Annotated in this window: 21 protein-coding genes; 8 read left to right on the top strand and 13 right to left on the bottom strand. The window is 40.2% G+C overall.

Annotated elements, in window-relative coordinates:
- Positions 1–11: 11 nt before the first annotated feature.
- The 5 genes from IR135_RS05985 to IR135_RS05965 all read right to left on the bottom strand — a co-directional run bounded on the left by IR135_RS05985 (position 12) and on the right by IR135_RS05965 (position 4,255).
- Positions 12–881: a cation diffusion facilitator family transporter gene (locus tag IR135_RS05985; RefSeq protein WP_135097645.1), complete on the bottom strand. Its 870-nt coding sequence runs from the start codon at positions 879–881 to the stop codon at positions 12–14.
- A 174-nt stretch (positions 882–1,055) separates the two neighbouring features.
- Positions 1,056–1,904, bottom strand: coding sequence for a DUF368 domain-containing protein (locus IR135_RS05980; RefSeq protein WP_135097642.1), 849 nt, complete (start codon positions 1,902–1,904; stop codon positions 1,056–1,058).
- Positions 1,905–1,952: 48 nt separating this feature from the next.
- Positions 1,953–2,780 carry a sulfite exporter TauE/SafE family protein gene (locus tag IR135_RS05975; protein ID WP_228063438.1) on the bottom strand — a complete coding sequence of 276 codons (828 nt, stop codon included), beginning with the start codon at positions 2,778–2,780 and terminating at the stop codon, positions 1,953–1,955.
- An 18-nt stretch (positions 2,781–2,798) separates the two neighbouring features.
- On the bottom strand, positions 2,799–3,386 hold the full coding sequence (locus IR135_RS05970; protein WP_135097637.1) for a class I SAM-dependent DNA methyltransferase: 588 nt from the start codon (positions 3,384–3,386) through the stop codon (positions 2,799–2,801).
- 8 nt (positions 3,387–3,394) lie between these two features.
- A complete protein-coding gene (locus tag IR135_RS05965) occupies positions 3,395–4,255 on the bottom strand; it encodes a fructosamine kinase family protein (protein ID WP_135097635.1) in 861 nt (286 codons plus the stop codon).
- A 166-nt stretch (positions 4,256–4,421) separates the two neighbouring features.
- Between IR135_RS05965 and IR135_RS05960 the strand changes: the two genes are divergently transcribed.
- Positions 4,422–4,904: a CHAP domain-containing protein gene (locus IR135_RS05960; RefSeq protein WP_135097633.1), complete on the top strand. Its 483-nt coding sequence runs from the start codon at positions 4,422–4,424 to the stop codon at positions 4,902–4,904.
- A gap of 12 nt (positions 4,905–4,916) precedes the next feature.
- Here the strand turns inward: IR135_RS05960 and IR135_RS05955 are convergent, their stop codons facing one another.
- The gene (locus tag IR135_RS05955; RefSeq protein WP_135097631.1) at positions 4,917–5,288 is read right to left on the bottom strand and encodes a YbgA family protein; all 372 of its coding nucleotides are present in this window, start codon (positions 5,286–5,288) and stop codon (positions 4,917–4,919) included.
- 158 nt (positions 5,289–5,446) lie between these two features.
- Here IR135_RS05955 and IR135_RS05950 point away from each other — a divergent pair, with 158 nt between their 5' ends.
- The 4 genes from IR135_RS05950 (at position 5,447) to IR135_RS05935 (ending at position 9,326) form a co-directional block, all read left to right on the top strand.
- A complete protein-coding gene (locus IR135_RS05950; RefSeq protein ID WP_135097628.1) occupies positions 5,447–6,250 on the top strand; it encodes an ABC transporter ATP-binding protein in 804 nt (267 codons plus the stop codon).
- Positions 6,243–7,298, top strand: a complete 1,056-nt coding sequence (locus IR135_RS05945; protein WP_135097625.1) for a FecCD family ABC transporter permease — start codon at positions 6,243–6,245, stop codon at positions 7,296–7,298. The genes IR135_RS05950 and IR135_RS05945 overlap by 8 nt, the downstream gene beginning before the upstream one ends.
- Positions 7,295–8,326: a FecCD family ABC transporter permease gene (locus tag IR135_RS05940; protein ID WP_135097623.1), complete on the top strand. Its 1,032-nt coding sequence runs from the start codon at positions 7,295–7,297 to the stop codon at positions 8,324–8,326. Before IR135_RS05945 ends, IR135_RS05940 begins: the two co-directional genes overlap by 4 nt.
- A gap of 94 nt (positions 8,327–8,420) precedes the next feature.
- Positions 8,421–9,326: an iron-hydroxamate ABC transporter substrate-binding protein gene (locus tag IR135_RS05935; RefSeq protein ID WP_135097620.1), complete on the top strand. Its 906-nt coding sequence runs from the start codon at positions 8,421–8,423 to the stop codon at positions 9,324–9,326.
- 63 nt (positions 9,327–9,389) lie between these two features.
- Here IR135_RS05935 and IR135_RS05930 read toward each other — a convergent pair whose 3' ends face one another.
- The 4 genes from IR135_RS05930 to IR135_RS05915 all read right to left on the bottom strand — a co-directional run bounded on the left by IR135_RS05930 (position 9,390) and on the right by IR135_RS05915 (position 12,785).
- Complete coding sequence (locus tag IR135_RS05930) at positions 9,390–9,740, bottom strand: zinc ribbon domain-containing protein YjdM (RefSeq protein ID WP_135097617.1); 351 nt, start codon at positions 9,738–9,740, stop codon at positions 9,390–9,392.
- Positions 9,741–9,833: 93 nt separating this feature from the next.
- Complete coding sequence (locus IR135_RS05925) at positions 9,834–10,055, bottom strand: heavy-metal-associated domain-containing protein (protein WP_115884963.1); 222 nt, start codon at positions 10,053–10,055, stop codon at positions 9,834–9,836.
- 91 nt (positions 10,056–10,146) lie between these two features.
- Positions 10,147–12,000: a heavy metal translocating P-type ATPase gene (locus tag IR135_RS05920; protein WP_135097615.1), complete on the bottom strand. Its 1,854-nt coding sequence runs from the start codon at positions 11,998–12,000 to the stop codon at positions 10,147–10,149.
- Positions 12,001–12,140: 140 nt separating this feature from the next.
- A complete protein-coding gene (locus IR135_RS05915) occupies positions 12,141–12,785 on the bottom strand; it encodes a Crp/Fnr family transcriptional regulator (RefSeq protein ID WP_115884965.1) in 645 nt (214 codons plus the stop codon).
- 123 nt (positions 12,786–12,908) lie between these two features.
- Between IR135_RS05915 and IR135_RS05910 the strand changes: the two genes are divergently transcribed.
- Complete coding sequence (locus tag IR135_RS05910; protein WP_092595880.1) at positions 12,909–13,481, top strand: thymidine kinase; 573 nt, start codon at positions 12,909–12,911, stop codon at positions 13,479–13,481.
- Positions 13,482–13,592: 111 nt separating this feature from the next.
- Here the strand turns inward: IR135_RS05910 and IR135_RS05905 are convergent, their stop codons facing one another.
- Entirely contained in the window at positions 13,593–14,375 is a 783-nt protein-coding gene (locus IR135_RS05905) for a hypothetical protein (protein WP_135097612.1), read from the bottom strand.
- 137 nt (positions 14,376–14,512) lie between these two features.
- On the opposite strand from IR135_RS05905, the gene IR135_RS05900 reads away from it, so the two are divergent.
- On the top strand, positions 14,513–15,544 hold the full coding sequence (locus tag IR135_RS05900) for a S66 family peptidase (protein ID WP_135097610.1): 1,032 nt from the start codon (positions 14,513–14,515) through the stop codon (positions 15,542–15,544).
- A 29-nt stretch (positions 15,545–15,573) separates the two neighbouring features.
- Here IR135_RS05900 and mgtE read toward each other — a convergent pair whose 3' ends face one another.
- Both mgtE and IR135_RS05890 read right to left on the bottom strand, forming a co-directional pair.
- Positions 15,574–16,926 carry a magnesium transporter gene (gene mgtE, locus IR135_RS05895; protein WP_135097607.1) on the bottom strand — a complete coding sequence of 451 codons (1,353 nt, stop codon included), beginning with the start codon at positions 16,924–16,926 and terminating at the stop codon, positions 15,574–15,576.
- Between the two features lie 18 nt (positions 16,927–16,944).
- Positions 16,945–17,577, bottom strand: a complete 633-nt coding sequence (locus tag IR135_RS05890; RefSeq protein ID WP_167753373.1) for a helix-turn-helix domain-containing protein — start codon at positions 17,575–17,577, stop codon at positions 16,945–16,947.
- A gap of 113 nt (positions 17,578–17,690) precedes the next feature.
- Here IR135_RS05890 and IR135_RS05885 point away from each other — a divergent pair, with 113 nt between their 5' ends.
- Positions 17,691–18,371, top strand: coding sequence for a phosphatase PAP2 family protein (locus IR135_RS05885; protein ID WP_135097602.1), 681 nt, complete (start codon positions 17,691–17,693; stop codon positions 18,369–18,371).
- Positions 18,372–18,395 lie beyond the last annotated feature (24 nt).

The raw sequence follows: 18,395 nt of genomic DNA, 5'->3' as shown, positions 1-18,395 counted from the left end.
GAAGGAATTTTTTATTCATCTAATTTTGGTTCCGGGTGCACATAGAGAGACATAATACCTTTATCATGCATGTGTTCTTCGACCCGGTCGCATATATGGTGCGCTTCAGTGATTGATATTTTGGGATCGACAATAATAGTTACATCCAGAAATATGCTGCTGCCGTGATAGCGTCCTTTTATAGATTTAACATCCAGAACACCGTCGACTTCAAGCACATCTTCTTTGTGGTCTATTAAATCCGCATCATTATAACCGTCACTTAAGGCGAAGACCGCACCTTTTAATATTTTAAATCCCGTATACATAATCAGAAGTCCGAGTACAGATGCCAGGATAACATCCACTATCGGCAGACCCAGCTGTGTAAAAATTAAACCTGTAGCAGTGCCAAAACTAATCAATCCGTCAGAGAAATTGTCCATTGCGGCAGACTTTAAAGAGCTGCTGTTTGTTTTTTTCGCCAGCTTTGAATTAATGAAATAGACAGTGAGCATTATTATCCCGCTCACCAGACTTATATAAATGACAATCGGATTTGGAGCGGCAGCAGCAGGTGAGAATATTGCCGGAAAGTTTTCAATCAGCACCTGGAGACCGACAAAGATTATAATGAAAGAAACTACCAGAGATGCAATGTTTTCTGACTTTAAATGACCATACGGATGATTATCATCCGGCGGACGAATAGAAATCTTTAAACCGACAAGAACAGCAACCGAGGCAAAAATGTCTGTCATATTGTTTATGCCATCAGCGCGTACTGCCGCAGAATCATAATAGATACCGAAATAATATTTCAAAAAAGATAAAATAATATATGTGATTATACTTAAATAAGCGCCTCTTTGGGCAAGTTTCAATTTATTTAAATTACCCATAATGACAGCTCCTAAAAGTTAATGGAGATTCATTATGCACTGCTTTCATTATATTTTCAACCATTTTTTATACATTACTTTAAGTTTCTATAAAGTGAAATATTTTTTTAGCTGACCCTAAATATTTCCAATCTTTTTTCATGATTCACCCTAAAATAAAAATGACACACCTGATTAAGGCGTGTCATTTTTATTTTGCTGCTTTCCAAATATATAACTGATAAAAAGACCTGACAGAAATAAAATCACAGACAAGAACCAGCTTGTTCCGCTTGCCGGCAGTCCAGGATAAATAGCGAACACTGAACCAAAAAGCAAACCTATAATCGCTGCATAAGTCAGATAAGTATAATTTTTAAGGAAATGAGAGATTACTCTGCTTGCAAGAAGCACTCCCGTAACTATACCAAGACCAGTTGATATCAAAATTGGCAAAACAGTAAAATTAAGCGAGGTAAACTCATTTATCGCGTATATTACTATCGGGTACACTCCCAGAATAAGCATCACAAGCGATCCGGATATACCAGGAAGCAGCATCATCGAAGCTGCAAGCGCACCTGTAATAAAGTACTTCAGGAGATCACCAGCCGCCATTCCCGCATTGCTTGCCGGCGGTGCATCTGCATTGAACATAGACATTATAAAGAGTATAGCAATACCCGCAAAAATTAATATAAAATGTATGATCCGAAATTCTGCTTTTACATTTGAAATTCTTATCATCATCGGTATCACACCAAGCACCATCCCCATGAAAAACCAGTGGGTCGGTATTGTATGATTCTGCAGAAAATAATTAAGTACCGAGGACATCGTTAAAATTGCGATAGCCATACCGATTACAAGAGGCAGTAAAAATGCCAGTGCCTGTTTATAATACTTTGAAACAATTCGGCTGATAGCACCGAGAAACTGATCGTATATTCCTAATAACAACGCCATCGTACCGCTGCTGACTCCCGGTACAAGTTCAACTATTCCCATTAAAAAGCCTTTCGGCAAATTTCTCCACTTAAACATATATTCAATTCCATTTCATCAAATTTACTTTTTATATTTTACCATATTTTATAAGCTGTCTATAATCATATATATACCAAGCAACAAGAGAACCATCCGCAAGATGAATACAACAGTATTCGAGTCGAGGCTTCTATTCAGCTTAACACCCAATTTCGCTCCAAAATATGCAGCAGGAATCAGTATCACTGCATAAAGAAAATGAATATTCCCCTGCAGGAGATGTCCGCCCGCAGAAGATAAACTTCCAAACAATACTAAAAACATGCTCGTACCCACCGCAATTGACGGCGGCATCAGGAAAAGAATAATCATCATAGGTGTCATTAATGCTCCCCCGCCTACTCCGAATAGTCCAGCTGCAAAACCTGCCAGCAAGCTTCCAAACACACCTATGTATGGCGGAAAACCGTAATAATGAACTTTTCCTGCTCCGTCAGTATGCGGTTTGATATATTTTTCATTCTGAAATATTTTCAGAGGTTTGATTTTGCCTCGGACAAGCAGTATAAAACTGACTAAAATAATAAACAGGCCGAAATACAGCTTCAGACTGTCCACTGTAAACAGGCTGCTCGTATAGGAGCCAAGCATTGCACCGGGAATGATACCGAACAAAAGGTATTTCCCGTTACTCCAGTCGACCTGTTTGCTTTTATTATATGAAATAACAGATGATAAGCCGATAAACACAAGGACCAGACTGGATGTTCCAACAGCAACCTGAGGGGTAATCCCATCCAGCACACTAAGCTCGGTTCCTAAAAATATAAGAATAGGAACGATGACTATACCGCCCCCGAGTCCGATTAATGATCCCACAATTGCTGCAATCATACCGGTTACCGCAAGCAGTATGAATTCCATAGTCATCATTCCTCTTTTAATTATTGTCTATTTTCGGGCATTCGCGATAAACATGGAAGCATCTTTTTTCATGAAGATTTTTTCTCCATGGTAAAAGGTTTTAATATCAATGTTTTTAAAACCTGCGTCAGCTAAAGCAAATCTCATCTCATCATGTGTAAATCCATTATGAACTTTCTCATGATAAACCGAGTCATTTTTATCAAAATCAGCAATGAGCAGCTGCCCGGACTCATTTAAAATATCATATAATTTTTTAATCAATTCTCTATAGTCAGACACGTGGAGCATTACGAGCGATACAATAATTACATCAGCTTCTTCGCTGCCGAGCTCTTCTGTATGTTTAGTTTCAGCATTTCCAATTTTGTTCGCTTCGATTTTTTCATCAACAACTTTTAACATTTCCCCGGAAATATCACTGAAAATCAGCTTTTTAAAGTCATCCTTGAACTGCAGTCCAATCAGTCCCGTACCGCATCCATAATCCAGTAATATATTATTGGCATCATGTGGGAAATACTTTTTCATTTCCGCTGCGATGGTATTTGCTAAGGCAATTCTTTCTTCCTTATCGTATTTCCCTGCCATTCTATCGAACACATTCTCTGACATATAATCTCCTACCTTTTACTTAATATCTGTTTCATTGTACTATTTACGCTGCCGAGATACACGTCTCCAAACTTCACCAGGTGAACGAGAAGCAGATACAGTTTATAAAACTCTATACGCAGTGCCGCGCCTGCATCAAGTGGATATACATCATTATATGCTTCGTAAAACTCCTGACCAAAGCCTCCAAAGACAGTCGTAGCTCCAAGATCAAATTCCCGGTCACCGTATAATGGCGAAGGGTCAAATAAGGCGGGACTACAATCTTCTAAAAACATATAATTTCCGGACCATAAATCTCCGTGAAGAAGCGACGGCTCGCTTGTATGATTGTTTAGTTCTTCTCTGATTATGTCCAGTACGGTATTAAAGGTTTTATTATCCTGTTCGCTCCATAAGTTCCTTTTTAAAATCTCTTCATGCAGCTGTGAAAGTCGCTGGTTCACAAACAATTCACTCCACGACTTAAACCAGCCGTTTTCAAACTTTATATCGCTGCCTTCATATGGCAAATGATAGCCGAACTTCCCCTCTTCCTGATGAGTCAGATGAAGTTTTGCTACCATCTCTCCCAAATCCTTTTGACTGCCTGATACTCCCTCTTCCAAATAGCTGAGCAGCAGATACGCATCGCCTGAAATTTGGCCGGACTCTTCGACCCTCGGTGCTGTAATACCTGCTTTTTCAAAGTCCTGCAGCCCCGCAATTTCAGCAGCATAAAAATCTTCATCGCGTCCCCGCTGCACCAGGAGAAAACACTTTTTATCATCCGCTTCTATTTTGTACGCTTCATTTACATCTCCGCCGCTGACCGATGTTATACTTTTAATATTTTTTATCGGCAGCTCTGCCGTCCATTGTTCATCCATAAAACAACTCCCTTTCTTTAAACTTTCTACTTTTTTATATTTCCTTTAAAATATATGTAAAACGTCCTCACTTGCTCTTTGGGACAAAAGACCGTTCTAACAATACTTATAGCGCTCAGCATTATTTTATAACACTATGCGTTATACGTAAGAAAGGAGACTTTTCATGAAGAGATTTGCACTTATTTCTTTGCTTATAATTGCCGCTGTCTGCGGATTGATCTATGCAGATACAAGAACTGAGAACGGTTTAATAGAAGAGTTGGGCATAATATTGACACCTGATCCTATGAAAAATAATACATATGACCAGGGAGAATGTACGTATTACGTGTTTAACAAAGTGAAAGATGACGGCATGATGATAGAACGTTCATGGGGCGATGCAGAACACTGGGCAGACCGCGCTGAAAGAGAGGATTACACTGTAAATGAAACACCAGCAAAAGGTGCCTTAATGCAGACTGAAAGAGGAGAGATCGGGCATGTCGCCTATATAGAATCTGTCAATAATGACGGTTCATTCGAAATTTCAGAAATGAACTTCCGTAAACCGTATGAGATAACTGAACGCACTATTCTTGCAGAAGAGATTGCTGATTATAACTATATCCATCCTAAAGTAAATAAACATGCGAATCCGGAGTAATAATGCCATAGTTTATTTGTATAAAATTGTGGAGTTCTGAAGATATTTCACTTTGTATTTATTTGCCATCTTTCTAATAAACGAAAACAAGTCGTCAGGCCTATTTAGATTGTGTATGTACTCTTCTTTCAAACGCATATATTCGCGCTTTTCTTTCTCGCTGCACACTTTTTTAAAATATCCCCACATATGCTGAAACGTATTGATGACTGCTCCAGGGTCAGGTGTTTTTTCTAGTGCCTGGCCGATTAAAGTTTCTAACCATTCCATTTCTATATCCTGCTTTAATTCTTTTCTGATTAAATTGTAATGTCCTTGAGAATGCATCATCACTCTGTATTTTTCTTTTGCCCACAAATTCTCCATCAGTGCACGCCGCTTCATAAAATTACTCCTTTTTTGCTGATAGTTAATATTATCTTTTACCCCTTTTCAAATCGTTATACAGATTATATTGACAATCTTATAATATTAGCATAAACTTTCAGAGTGATAACGATTCTCAATTGCAATGGGGATCTCCTATATGAGAGGTGACTGTGTTGAACGCACTTGAAATAAATAATATAGCGGTTGGCTATCACAACCGTTCAGTAATAGATAACTTAAGCGTTACTATTCCAAAAAATAAAATAACAACTATTATAGGTCCGAACGGCTGCGGAAAGTCTACATTGATAAAAACAGTGTCCCGTATATTAAAAGCTGAAGAAGGCACTATTTTGCTTGATGGCAAAGCAATTAATACTCTCGACACGAGAGAAATCGCCAAGCAGATGGCTATTCTGCCGCAGACTGCCGAATCGCCAGACGGTTTGACCGTTTTCGAACTGGTTTCCTACGGCCGCTTTCCATACAGAAAAGCTCTCGGGTCTCTCAGCAAAGAAGATTATAAGTATATTGACTGGGCGATCGAAGTCACGGGTCTTAAAGATTTCGCCGATCGTCAAATCAGCGATATGTCAGGCGGCCAGCGTCAGCGTGTCTGGATTGCGATGTCCCTGGCACAGGGTACAGAAACACTTGTACTCGATGAACCGACGACATATCTCGATCTCGCTCACCAGCTCGATATTCTCTTGCTGCTGCAAAAGCTAAATATCGAAGAACATCGGACAATTATTATGGTGCTTCACGATTTAAATCTCGCTTCAAGATTTTCTGACTATATGATTGCAATGAAGGACGGCAAACTGATTACAAAAGGTATTCCTGCTGAAGTGATGACTCACGATAATTTAAGAACATTGTTTAATATCGAAGCCGATATTCAGCAGTGCCCTTACAGCAATCATCCGATTTTCACCTCTTATCATTTAAGCAGCCAGGAAAAAAATTATGAGTAAGTTCAATTCGGATTTAACAGATAAAGAACAAGTAAAAGCAGTTAAAAATACTGCAAAACCTGTACGCGGAACGATAATCATCTCCGGCGGGCTGGTTTTTCTGCTCTGTGCATTTGCAGTGTCTATTTCGCTTGGAGCAGCCGACATAAACTTATCGACAATATGGAGCGCTCTTTTCAGCTTCGATGAATCCGTCACACAGCATCAGATAATATGGGAACTCAGATTTCCGCGAATTATCGGTGCGGCGATTGTCGGAGCTGCTTTCAGTGTAGCGGGAGCATTAATGCAGGGGATGACTCGGAATCCGCTCGCAGATTCCGGTCTGCTCGGACTGAATGCCGGCGCAGTCATGATGCTCGCAATCAGTCTCAGTTTTTTCCCTGGCCTGCCTTATGTCTATGTTGTACTTCTCTCATTTTTCGGAGCGGCGCTTGGTGCGGGTGTCGTTTACGGTGTCGGTTCCATGAGCAGAAACGGTTTAACACCGCTGCGTCTGGTGCTGGCAGGAGCTGCTGTTACAGCCCTGCTGACAGCACTGAGTGAAGGTATTGCTCTTTACTTTAATGTCGGACAGGATATGGCATTCTGGTATGCCGGAGGTGTTTCAGGAACGCGCTGGAGTCATCTTTCTGTTATAACGCCTATCGTTATTATTATGTTATTTGCAGCGATGCGCATTTCAAAATCTATTACAATACTAAGTCTCGGGGAAGAGGTTGCAGTCAGTCTCGGAGAACGGACAGTCAGAACTAAATTTATCAGTGCGGGCATTATAGTTGTACTCGCCGGACTGGCAGTTTCAGTCGTCGGCGCTGTCAGTTTCGTCGGTTTAATCGTACCGCATCTGACCCGTAAACTCGTTGGTTATGACTACCGCTGGATAATACCGGTCAGTGCAGTTGTCGGTGCCATTCTTGTCGTTCTTGCAGATTTACTCGCACGGACTTTGAATGCTCCCTTTGAAATACCAATCGGCGCTCTTATTTCATTAATCGGTGTACCCTTCTTCTTATACCTTGCACGTAAAGGAGGTAAAGCGATATGAACCACTACAAGCCCGAAGGACTTATTAAAAAACAACGGCGTGCTGGGATCATCGCATGTATATTTATTATCCTGTTAATCATTTTATTTCTTATCAGTTTAAATACAGGTGTTATACGCATCGATCCCGTCACTGTAGTGAAAACAATTTTCGGCAGCGGTACTCCGCGTGATGAGCTTTTACTGTTTGAATTCCGCCTGCCGAGAATTACTATCGCCATGCTTATTGGCATGGGTCTTGCAGTATCTGGCGCCGTACTCCAGGGAATCGTTAAAAATCCGCTGGCCGACCCGGGAATTATCGGGATTAACGCTGGTGCTGGTCTTGCAGTAATGCTTTTTGTTTCGTATTTTTCAGCAGAGCTTGGCAACTCTGTTTTCATTATGCCGGTGCTGGCGTTTGCCGGTGCTGGGGCCGCTGCTGTTATTATCTATGCTTTCTCTTACAAGAAAGATGAAGGCGTATCTCCTATACGTTTAATACTCGTCGGAGTTGCTGTAGCTGCGGGAATTAGTGCTCTTATGATTGTTCTGACACTGAAACTTGATCCGAGAACATACGACTTTGTTGCTACATGGCTTGCCGGCAGCATCTGGGGGTCAAATTGGAATTTCGTGCTGGCACTCTTGCCATGGCTTCTTATTCTTATCCCGTTCGTTTACATGAAATCCCGGGTGTTAGACGTGTTAAATCTCGGAGACCATACTGCTGTCAGTTTAGGCATGGACCTTGAGAAGGAACGCAGAATTCTGCTTGCTGCAGCGGTAGGACTTGCTGCAGCAAGTGTCTCGGTCAGTGGCGGCATCGGCTTCGTCGGTTTAATCGCCCCGCATATGACTAGAAGACTGGTCGGCAATAAGCATAAGTATGTCATTCCAATCTGCGCGCTTGTCGGAGCTGTGCTCGTATTAACAGCGGATACAATCGGCCGCGTTATACTTCAGCCCGCTGAAATACCGACCGGTGTGGTCGTTGCTATTATCGGTGCGCCATATTTTCTGTATCTTTTAGCAAAATTAAATGATTAACCATCAGCATTCCTAATCCGGCTGTAAACAGCCGGATTATATAATAAACAGTCATTGAGAATCTATCTCAATTAGCTGAAAAAGGAGAAGAATTATGAAGAAATATTTTAGTTTTATCGTGTTGCTGTTAATGTCTTTTGCTCTTGGTGCATGCAGTTCAGAAGAAGCTTCAGATGATACCTCTTCCGCTGGAGGAACTGTTACATATGAGTCTGAGTTCGGTCCTGTAGAAGTTCCTGAAAATCCGGAACGCATTGTTGCTTTATCATATGCTCCAAACTTACATGCTCTCGATATTGAAATGGCCGGTGTCGACCAGTGGTCGAAAGCAAATCCGTTATTTGAAGAAGATCTGACAGATGCTGCACAGGTCACAGAAGCTGAACCTGAAAGTATCTTAGCTGAAGATCCCGATTTAATTATTGCAGGTGCTAATATGGAAAATCTGGACGAGCTTGAGAAAATTGCGCCCACTGTCACTTATACATGGGGTAAATTAAATTACCTGGAACAGCAGATTGAGATTGGGAAACTTGTCGGCAAAGAAGATGAGGCACGTGAATGGGCTCAGGACTTCGAAACACGTGCCAAAGCAATTGGCGACCAGATTAAAGAAAAACACGGAGAAGATATGACTGTTACTGTAATTGAAACAGACGGCAAAGGGTTTTATCTGTTTGGGGAAGCTTGGGGCAGAGGCACGGAGATTTTATATCAGGCCATGGATTTAAAGATGCCTGAAAACGTAAATGAAGCTGTATCTGCAGATGGATATTATGAAATATCTCAGGAAGTACTGGCTGAGTATGCAGGTGATTACATCGTCTTAAGCCGCGGCGAGGAAACAGATATGTCGTTTACTGAAAGTGAAGTATGGCAGTCGATTCCAGCTGTACAAAATGACAACGTTATTGAAATCGATACTGCAGCATCCAGCTACAGCGATCCAACAACATTGGAATATCTGCTTGAAATATACAGCAAAGGTTTAATGGAATAAAAAAATAATACGGTCCAGATTCCCTCACCTAAAGGTTCCGGACCGTATTTTCTAGTTTTAAACTTAATCTATTTTCTTCACAAATTCAGATTTCAGATTCATCTGACCGATACCCGGTATTTTACAATCAATGTCATGACCATCTTCCGGATCAACAAGTCTGATACCTTTAACTTTCGTTCCCTGCTTGATTACATTGGACGAACCTTTAATTTTTAAATCCTTAATTACCGTCACGATATCTCCGTCATTCAAGACGTTGCCATTGGCATCGTTTACGAGTGCCACCAGCGCTTCTTCTTCCGCTGATTCAGGCGTCCACTCATGCGCGCACATTGGACAAATTAAGAGCGGTCCATCCTCGTATGTATATTCCGAATTGCAGCTCGGACAATTTGGTAATGATGTTGTCATTATAATCCCCCATATCACTGTATTAATTTAAAGATACCACATTTTTTTATAAATAAAAGCCGGGGTTCAAATGAACTCCGACTTTCTTAATAATTATGCTTCTTTTACCTTCAGTACCTCATAGCCCAGATTCTCAATAACATTTTTCAGTTCTGCTGATGTTACTTTCTCCGGATCATATTCCGCTTTCGCTTTGCTCGCATTAAACAACAGTTTAGCGGATTCAACACCATCTGTTTTCGTCAGTGCACCTTCTATTTTCTTAATACATGTCGGACAGCTCAATGTTTCAAGTTGCATCGTTACTTTATTCATAATATATTCCTCCCGTTTTTTTGTTTTCCTTTTATCTTCTACCCTCATTATATTAGTAACCTGCCTATTTAAAATTGACCTGCATCAATTTTTACGGTTTAAATTTTATTAACCTCATCGCGTTGAGTATAACGATCAGCACACTCGCTTCATGGGCAAACATTCCTATAGCCAGGTTAACACCACCCATCAGCACTCCAACGAGGAGTAATGCTACTGTAACGAGTGCGATAATGATGTTTTGTTTCATGTTGTGCATCGTTCCTTTAGATAACGACAGTGCGTGTGCATACTGCGAAAGTTTATCCGCCATCAGCACTACGTCCGCTGTTTCCATCGAAATATCCGTACCACCTTTCCCCATAGCTAGTCCAACGTCTGCTGTTGCTATAGCCGGTGCATCATTAATTCCGTCTCCTGCCATAGAAATCATTCTGCCTTCTCCTTTAAGACTTTTCACATGCGTTACTTTATCCTCCGGCAACAGCTCAGCGTGTACTTCGTCAATACCGAGTTCAGCTGCGACTGCTGCTGCTGTATGACGGTTATCACCTGTCAGCATAACGACATGTTTAATCCCGTTGTTACGCATTGTTGCCAGAGCTTCTTTTGCATCGTCTCTGATTTTATCAGCAATAGATATTACTGCTGTTAGTTTCGAATCTACTGCTGCAAACACCGCAGTATTCCCTTTCTTTTCACGTTCAAGTGCGTAAGTTTCAATATCAGTCGGTATATCGATGCCGTTTTCTCTTAACAATTTTCTGTTCCCTGCAACGATTGAATGATCACTTATAGTACCTTCAATCCCCTGGCCTTTAACACCGGATGCTTGCTCCATTATATAAGCTGAAAGATCCGACGTTTTTTCTGCATACTCGACTATTGCTCTCCCAAGATGATGTTCAGATGCCGTTTCAAGTTTTCCTATCAAACCTGTAAGTTCTATTTCATCTCCAGCAAACACTTTAAAATCTGTTACTTCCGGACGTCCTTTCGTCAATGTACCTGTTTTATCAAAAACCAGTGTATCGACTTTAGACAGTTTTTCAATAACTTCTCCACCTTTAATAAGTGAGCCGTTTTTCGCGCCGTTTCCTATACCAGCAACGTTTGAGACCGGTGCACCGATAACAAGCGCTCCCGGACATGCAATCACAAGGAAGGTAATTGCAAGGTGAAAATCTTTCGTAATGAACCAGACGATTATCGAAAGTATTAAAACTCCGGGAGTATAGTACTGAGCGAATCTGTCGAGAAACCGTTCTGCATTTGATTTACTATCCTGTGCTTCTTCAACAAGTTCTATAATTTTTGAAAACGTCGTATCGTCTCCTACTTTTTCCGCTGTTATTTCCAAGTACCCAGAGTCCAGAATCGTGCCGCTTAAAACCTGGTCACCAGTAATTTTCGATACTGGAATTGATTCACCACTCACAGCTGCTTCATTAACTTCTGCTTCGCCTCTCATCACTTTGCCATCTACCGGAATCATTCCGCCCGGAAGTATTGCTATTTTGTCACCGATTTCTACATCATATACATCTATTAATTTCCGGCTGCCATCAGTAAGTATTAAATTAGCTTCCTGCGGTGCCATCTCAGTCAATTCTTTAATTGAAGAACGGGTTCTTTCAAGAGTTCTCGCTTCTAAGTAACTACCAAACAGAAATAAAAATGTAACGATTGAAGACTCGACATATTCTCCAATAAATAACGCTCCAATAACGGCGATAATTACCAGTAATTCAATACTGAACAGCTTCATCCGTGCTGCCTGATAAGCCTTAATACTGATCGGCAGCACAGCGATAACCGTTGCGCCGATTAAGGCAGTATTTCCTGCATCAGTATTGCCTGAAAATCTTAATATAAGACCCGCTGCGATTAAAATAAATGCAATAAGAGTAATCTTGTTTTCCTGTTTAAATATAAACCTGATCATTGTAAATCTCCTTCCCTCTTTTATAATATTTTCCGACGTCTATTCATTTATAATGTTACAGGCTTTAGTACTAATAGAAATTGACCGGGGTCAAGAATACAAAAAAGTTCCCGTTTCCGGGAACTTTCTACTTAATTTATCTATTTTAAAATATCGTAGGATTTATTATTAATTTTCTTAATGACACTTTCATTTTCCAGCTTCTTAAACGTTCTAGTCAGTGTCTCAGGCTGCATACTTAAATATGAAGCGAGATTTTTTTTAGTCATCGTCAAGACCAGTTTATCGTTCTTTGTATGTGTACGAATATACTCGATTAATTTTTCTCTACTGTTTAATAGGGAAATATTTGTAGTCAGAGATTCTGAATCATTCAATCTTTCTGCAAAACTCTCAATGATTTTAATACTGATATTCGGATATTTCTGCATCAGTCCGTATATATCCTCACGGTTAATACGGCATACTTCTGCATCTTCCAGCACCTCTGCATAGGATTTACTCTCTTCATCAGCACTAAAAAGGGAAAGCTCGCCTGTGAAGTCACTGTGAGTCAGCACTCTGATTAACTGCTCCTCCCCGTTGTCATTTAAACGGTAAATCCGCACTTTACCTTTATGTATGACAAATAGTGAAGACGATCGGTCACCGGCCATAAAAAGATACTCGCCTTTTTTCATACTCTGATGATTAATTCTCTGAAACACTTCTTCCAGTTCATCCAATTCCAGATGGCTGAAAATCGGAACTCTGCTGACGCACCGTTCATGCCCCTTTAATTCCATGTTACTTCTCCCTCCAAAGTGATTAATCTGATTGCTTCGATTATATCACGGGAAAATTAATAATATATAAAAGCAAAATCCATGTTAAAATTGATGCTGATTACGAGATGATAGGGGATACTTATGGCAAAACTCTACTACCGCTACGGCACAATGCAAAGTAACAAAAGCAACCAGATTATTACGACACACCATCAATACACGACCCAGGGGAAACGCTGCTTGGCATATACAACACCTATTGATTCAAGAAGCGGACATAAAAAAATTAAATCCAGAGTCGGTCTTGAACTTGACGCTGAATATATAACAGATGATATTTTCGACAAAGTAAAACAGGAACATGATAAACAAGAAGTACATGTTGTTCTCGTCGATGAAGCCCAGTTTTTATCGAAGAAAGATATTCATAACTTGAGCGACATTCCGGATCACCTGGGTATTCCTGTTATTGCCTTTGGTTTAAAAACAGATTTTAGAAATGAACTATTCGAAGGCAGCCGTATATTACTTGAACTTGCTGATGCTATCGACGAACTGAAAACAGTTTGCCAGTACTGCAATAAAAAAGCGACTCTTAATATGAGGCTCCATAACGGAAATCCAATTAACGTTGGAGAATCTATTCAGATTGGCGACGAAGAATATGTTCCTGTTTGCCGAAAGTGCTATAAAGAACGTCTTGAACTGATCTAGTAAAATTATATAATGTTTCCCGTGAAACTAAAGCACTTCTACTAGAAATCAAACAAGGAGTAACGCTATGCGTTACTCCTTGTTTGATGTTAATAACGCTGATATAACGTGCTACCTTTCTGTTAATGTTACCTCTGGCACATATCTCAAGTTCACAATATCTCCATCTTCAAAGGACATCGTAAACTCAGTCATGCCATCATATTTTGCATTCCCCAGTGTATGTCGCGATTTATTATAATCAGGATGTGATGACACCTCAAGCGATCCTGTTTCTTCAGTTTCAGGCACACTCACATCATATACACCTGCAGGGAAATCTTCACCGGCTACCCACTGACCAGGAAAAATTGTTTCCACAGATACTGTTTCATACGGAGTGAATGTTGCTTGCTCAAAATTAGCTATCTCAACTGAATATCCTTCGTCAAGAAATCCAACGATTTTAGTCGTCTGACCTTCAGGACTATCCGACTCTCCTGCTAACGTTTCATTGAAGCCTCCGCGATTTTCTTCGTTCTTAACATATATATTGCCGTATCCTGAGTCTGCTGTAATGACATAGCGGCCAGGCTCGATATCTTTACCGACTTCATGCATGCCTTCATCGAGTGTAACTGCCTCACCTTGATTCATTAAGTGACTGTAGTCCAAAGTTTCAATATCTTCAGTGTCACCAGCAGTATCATTATCTGCTTCGTTATTGCTTTCGGTATCGGTATTGTTCTCAGTTTCCTCCTCAGGATCAGTGCTTTTTTCACTTGTGTTCGTGCTGTCTGCACCCAGCCAGCTGTTAATTTCATCAGCAAGCTCATCAAAAGGGTTAGTGTTACTGCACGCACTTAATATAATAGAACTAATAAATAATACAGATAGTAATTTAAGTTTTCTCATTCATTTACACTCCATTCACAAATTCGTAACATTTTCTTAATTATAAAATTTAAGCGAACGAATAGCAAACTGATATATTTAGTAACTAATTACTTATTCTTTGCTATACTGTTGGAAAATACTTTGGAGGCGATCTTATGATTAAACCTAGTAAATTACAGCCTGGTGATACAGTTGCACTCGTATCTTTATCGAGCGGACTCGCAGGTGAAGAAGATATAAGATGGAGAACTGAACAGGGGATCGAGCGGCTGGAGAGTATTTTCGGCTTAACAGTAAAAGTAATGCCTCATGCCTTGAAGGGTCTTGATTACGTTTATAACCATCCTGAGAAAAGAGCAGAGGATTTAAATGAAGCTCTAAGAGATCACTCTGTTAAGGCAATTATCTGTGCAATCGGCGGTAATGAAACAGTGCGTATCTTGCCGTTTGTAGACACCGATGCACTGCAAAATAATCCGAAAATATTCACAGGTTATTCCGATACAACAGCGAACCATTTATTCTTTTATAAGCACGGTATATCGACGAGTTACGGTCCTGCTCTATTAACCGATTTCGCTGAAAATATCGCCATGGATGAGTATACTGTGAACTCAATTGAGAAAACATGGTTTTCAGCTGAACCGATTGGTGAAATTAAGACTTCTCCGCATATTAGAAAAATCGGACTCAGCTGGGATTCCGAAAACAAAAGTACCGAACGTCCAAAAGACAATAATCCTGGCTATGAAAGTATCGGCGCTTCTGGTAAAGGCCGCGGGCATTTAATCGGCGGCTGCCTCGAAGTCTTTAATAACTTACGCGGAACGCAGTATTTCCCTGACTTAGACAGTTTTGAGAATGCTATTTTATTCCTCGAAACTTCAGAATGCTATCTTGATCCAGAAATATTTGAAGATTACTTGCGAGCCATGTCTGTAATGGGTATATTCGAACGCATTAACGGTATTATTATCGGCCGTCCCCAGGAAGGCCAGTACTACGAAGAATATAAAGAAGTCTGGCAGCGTGTACTTGCTGAAGCACGGCGTGATGATCTGCCTGTAATGTATAACGCAAGTTTTGGTCATAATGAACCGAAGTGCATTATTCCATATGGACTGCAGGCTGAAATTGATACCGTAAATCTTAGTTTTACAATACTGGAAAGTGCAGTAAAAGATTAAAAATCCGAAGAGACTCCTCTTCGGATTTTTCACATTAAATGAGATAAGAATGCTGTTGCAATTCCAAAATAAATTAATAAAGAAAGTATATCATTAATTGTTGTGATTAAAGGTCCTGATGCTACAGCAGGGTCGACATTCAGACGATTCAGCACAAGCGGTATAATCGTACCTGCCAGTGTCCCGATAATCAGAGTGCATAACAGCGATGTGCCAATAACTAAACCTAAAATTGCGCTGCCCTGCCAAAGGTAGGCAATAACAAAAATGAGTGCTCCGCAAGTCAGACCGATAATTATACCGACCCTTAATTCTCTATACAAAAGCTTCAGCACCTGTTTTGTATTTACGCGTTCTTTCGTCAGCCCCCTGATAACGACAGCAAGTGACTGGGTCCCTGTATTACCGGTCATTCCCGCAACCATCGGCATGAAAAAGGCCAGCGCGACAACTTGTTCAAGCGTTTCTTCAAAACTTGCAATAATGCTTCCTGATACTATCCCGATAAAAAGCAGCAGTACTAGCCACGTCAGCCTTCTTTTCGCTGCAGTAAAAGGTTTCGTGTTAAAGTCAATCGCCTTTCCTGAGGCAGAAAATTTCTCAATATCTTCCTCAGCTTCCTGATAGACAACATCCAAAATATCATCTACTGTAACAATACCAAGCAATCTTTCCTCTTCATCAACGACCGGGATTGTTACAAAATTATAACGCTGAATTATTCTTGCTACTTCTTCCTGATCCATCATTGCATCTACTGTAACGATGCGCGTTTTCATAATATATTCTATTTTTTGCGGTAAATCAGCGAGCAGCAGGTCTCTGTAAGACACCACTCCGACGAGTTTTTTATCATTATCGATAACATACAGGTAGTTGAGATATTCTGCCAGTTCCGCAAAGTGTTTCAGCTTGTCCACCGCTTCACGCACGCTATAGGATTTATTAATCCAAACCATCTGGTTATTCATTATCCGGCCGGCTGTTTCCGGAGGATATTCCATCAATGTTTCTATATCTTGAGAAAACTCTTCATCTGTATCTGACAGAAGTTCCGTTGCTTTCTTTTCACCGAGATTGCTGAGCATTTCAATTAAATCATCATTATTCATCTGAGTGATGACCAGCGTTCCGGTATGCGGACTGATCATATCGATTACCTTGCGCTGATTATCACCATCCAGTTCTGATAATATATCTGCCAGCTGATGAATCGATATAAATTCTAGAAATAATTTTTGTTCCCCTGAAGACAGCTCCAAAAATATCCGGGTCAAATCATATTTTTGTAAATCTTTAATATTTTCCTGAAATGCATGTTCATCTTTCTGCTCCAGTGTATATGTTACGCTATGGACAATCTGATGTAAGTTTTGAACCATCTATTCCCGCCTCCTCAGCTACAGCAGTATATTTTTATTTTCCAGCCGCTGTGAAATTGCCTGCACAATAAATGCATCATCCAAAAGACCGACAGGCAGCAGATAGTCCGGCAGCAGGTCTGTCGTTACGATAAAATAAAGCAGGGCTGCACCAATTAATATTTGATCTTTAGGGTGACCGTTCCCCTGTAGAAAATGACAGTACATTGCCTTCAGCTGATCTATATATTTGCCGATGCCTGATGTTTTTTCCATCTTAGCTTTAAATTCTTTACGTATTTTTTCTTTACCAGATATTGTTTGACTCCGTTTTTTAAAAACTTCGATTTCCTGATTGACGCGTTCGTAAGTAATTTCTTCATCCGTTCCACCCAGTTCATGAACTACTTTTTGTACTGCTTTCCACGTCTGTTTAAGTTCATCATTTTCAGAATCCGTAAATCCTGCCATCTTTAATAATTGTTCCAGCTCTGTTCCGAAACTCTCTGAAAGTTTTTTTAAATGATTTAAATTTGCTGTCCTTTTGCCATTTATAATTTTAGACAGCGTTGCATGATCGATGTCCGTAAGTTTACTCAGTTCTCTTAACGAGAGACTGCGGCTTTTAACCTCATTTTTTAAAAAATTCTGCAGCTCTTTTTGATTATCCATAATATCACCACTCTTCTCTATATAAGCATAATGAATGTTATTAGAATGATGACAAATTGTCAACAACATGTTAGATTAGATAAATCTATCGTAAACAAGAAAGAAGATTAGAAATGAAAAAAACTTTTAATATTACAGCATTTATTTTTTTACTAATATTTTTAATCATTGCAGCCGGAGTTATGACGGGCAGCAGGTGGGTAGAAAAGATTGACTTATCGATAATTAGTCTTCTTCAGGCTAACGTTACAGAAACCGGAGCTTCTGTCATATCGATTTTGACTAATATTGGCGGAGTAGAAGAAATTATTATCTTTACTCTTGCCGCTGTTATCATTTTGTTCATCAGAAAAATGTACGTTGCAGGATTTTGGTTCGGACTGACAGTGTTTGTGAGTCCGGGAGTTCTCGTCAGCATCATAAAATTAATCGTTGACCGCGACCGCCCGGATTTTTTAAGGCTCGCTTTTGAATCATCTCAAAGCTTCCCAAGCGGCCATTCGACCGCATCTGCTGTATTTTATGGTCTGATAGCTGTCAGTCTTATATTGTTAATCCATACGTTATGGAAAAGAGTTCTGATTGGTATTCTGGCGCTTGCCCTCATCTCGTTTGTGATGGCTTCAAGAATATATCTGGGAGTCCATTTTCCAACAGACGTTCTGGCCGGCTTCTCTTTCGGTACTGCCAGTGTACTTTTCTCACTCGTTTTATACCAGTCTGTCAGAACAAAATTTCAAGCATGGCTGTCCACTAAAAATATACAAGATAAAAGCCCCTCCCTCTTCCATTAAAAAAAGCATTGCCGATTACGGCAA

Origin of the sequence: Jeotgalicoccus nanhaiensis (assembly GCF_015235105.1) — a bacterium.
In the GTDB taxonomy this organism is placed as follows: Bacteria; Bacillota; Bacilli; order Staphylococcales; family Salinicoccaceae; genus Jeotgalicoccus; species Jeotgalicoccus nanhaiensis.
The sequence above is the reverse complement of the archived record's forward strand: the minus strand, read 5'-3'. Positions and strand labels throughout refer to the sequence as shown.

Coding starts and splice junctions, on each gene's coding strand:
- IR135_RS05930 (WP_135097617.1), bottom strand. CDS start 9,740: ATGACAACATCATTACCAAATTGTCCGAGCTGCAATTCGGAATATACA.
- IR135_RS05940 (WP_135097623.1), top strand. CDS start 7,295: ATGAACCACTACAAGCCCGAAGGACTTATTAAAAAACAACGGCGTGCT.
- IR135_RS05985 (WP_135097645.1), bottom strand. CDS start 881: ATGGGTAATTTAAATAAATTGAAACTTGCCCAAAGAGGCGCTTATTTA.
- IR135_RS05900 (WP_135097610.1), top strand. CDS start 14,513: ATGATTAAACCTAGTAAATTACAGCCTGGTGATACAGTTGCACTCGTA.
- mgtE (WP_135097607.1), bottom strand. CDS start 16,926: ATGGTTCAAAACTTACATCAGATTGTCCATAGCGTAACATATACACTG.
- IR135_RS05910 (WP_092595880.1), top strand. CDS start 12,909: ATGGCAAAACTCTACTACCGCTACGGCACAATGCAAAGTAACAAAAGC.
- IR135_RS05980 (WP_135097642.1), bottom strand. CDS start 1,904: ATGTTTAAGTGGAGAAATTTGCCGAAAGGCTTTTTAATGGGAATAGTT.
- IR135_RS05965 (WP_135097635.1), bottom strand. CDS start 4,255: ATGGATGAACAATGGACGGCAGAGCTGCCGATAAAAAATATTAAAAGT.
- IR135_RS05975 (WP_228063438.1), bottom strand. CDS start 2,780: ATGATGACTATGGAATTCATACTGCTTGCGGTAACCGGTATGATTGCA.
- IR135_RS05905 (WP_135097612.1), bottom strand. CDS start 14,375: ATGAGAAAACTTAAATTACTATCTGTATTATTTATTAGTTCTATTATA.
- IR135_RS05885 (WP_135097602.1), top strand. CDS start 17,691: ATGAAAAAAACTTTTAATATTACAGCATTTATTTTTTTACTAATATTT.
- IR135_RS05920 (WP_135097615.1), bottom strand. CDS start 12,000: ATGATCAGGTTTATATTTAAACAGGAAAACAAGATTACTCTTATTGCA.
- IR135_RS05955 (WP_135097631.1), bottom strand. CDS start 5,288: ATGAAGCGGCGTGCACTGATGGAGAATTTGTGGGCAAAAGAAAAATAC.
- IR135_RS05915 (WP_115884965.1), bottom strand. CDS start 12,785: ATGGAATTAAAGGGGCATGAACGGTGCGTCAGCAGAGTTCCGATTTTC.
- IR135_RS05970 (WP_135097637.1), bottom strand. CDS start 3,386: ATGTCAGAGAATGTGTTCGATAGAATGGCAGGGAAATACGATAAGGAA.
- IR135_RS05890 (WP_167753373.1), bottom strand. CDS start 17,577: ATGGATAATCAAAAAGAGCTGCAGAATTTTTTAAAAAATGAGGTTAAA.
- IR135_RS05935 (WP_135097620.1), top strand. CDS start 8,421: ATGAAGAAATATTTTAGTTTTATCGTGTTGCTGTTAATGTCTTTTGCT.
- IR135_RS05960 (WP_135097633.1), top strand. CDS start 4,422: ATGAAGAGATTTGCACTTATTTCTTTGCTTATAATTGCCGCTGTCTGC.
- IR135_RS05925 (WP_115884963.1), bottom strand. CDS start 10,055: ATGAATAAAGTAACGATGCAACTTGAAACATTGAGCTGTCCGACATGT.
- IR135_RS05945 (WP_135097625.1), top strand. CDS start 6,243: ATGAGTAAGTTCAATTCGGATTTAACAGATAAAGAACAAGTAAAAGCA.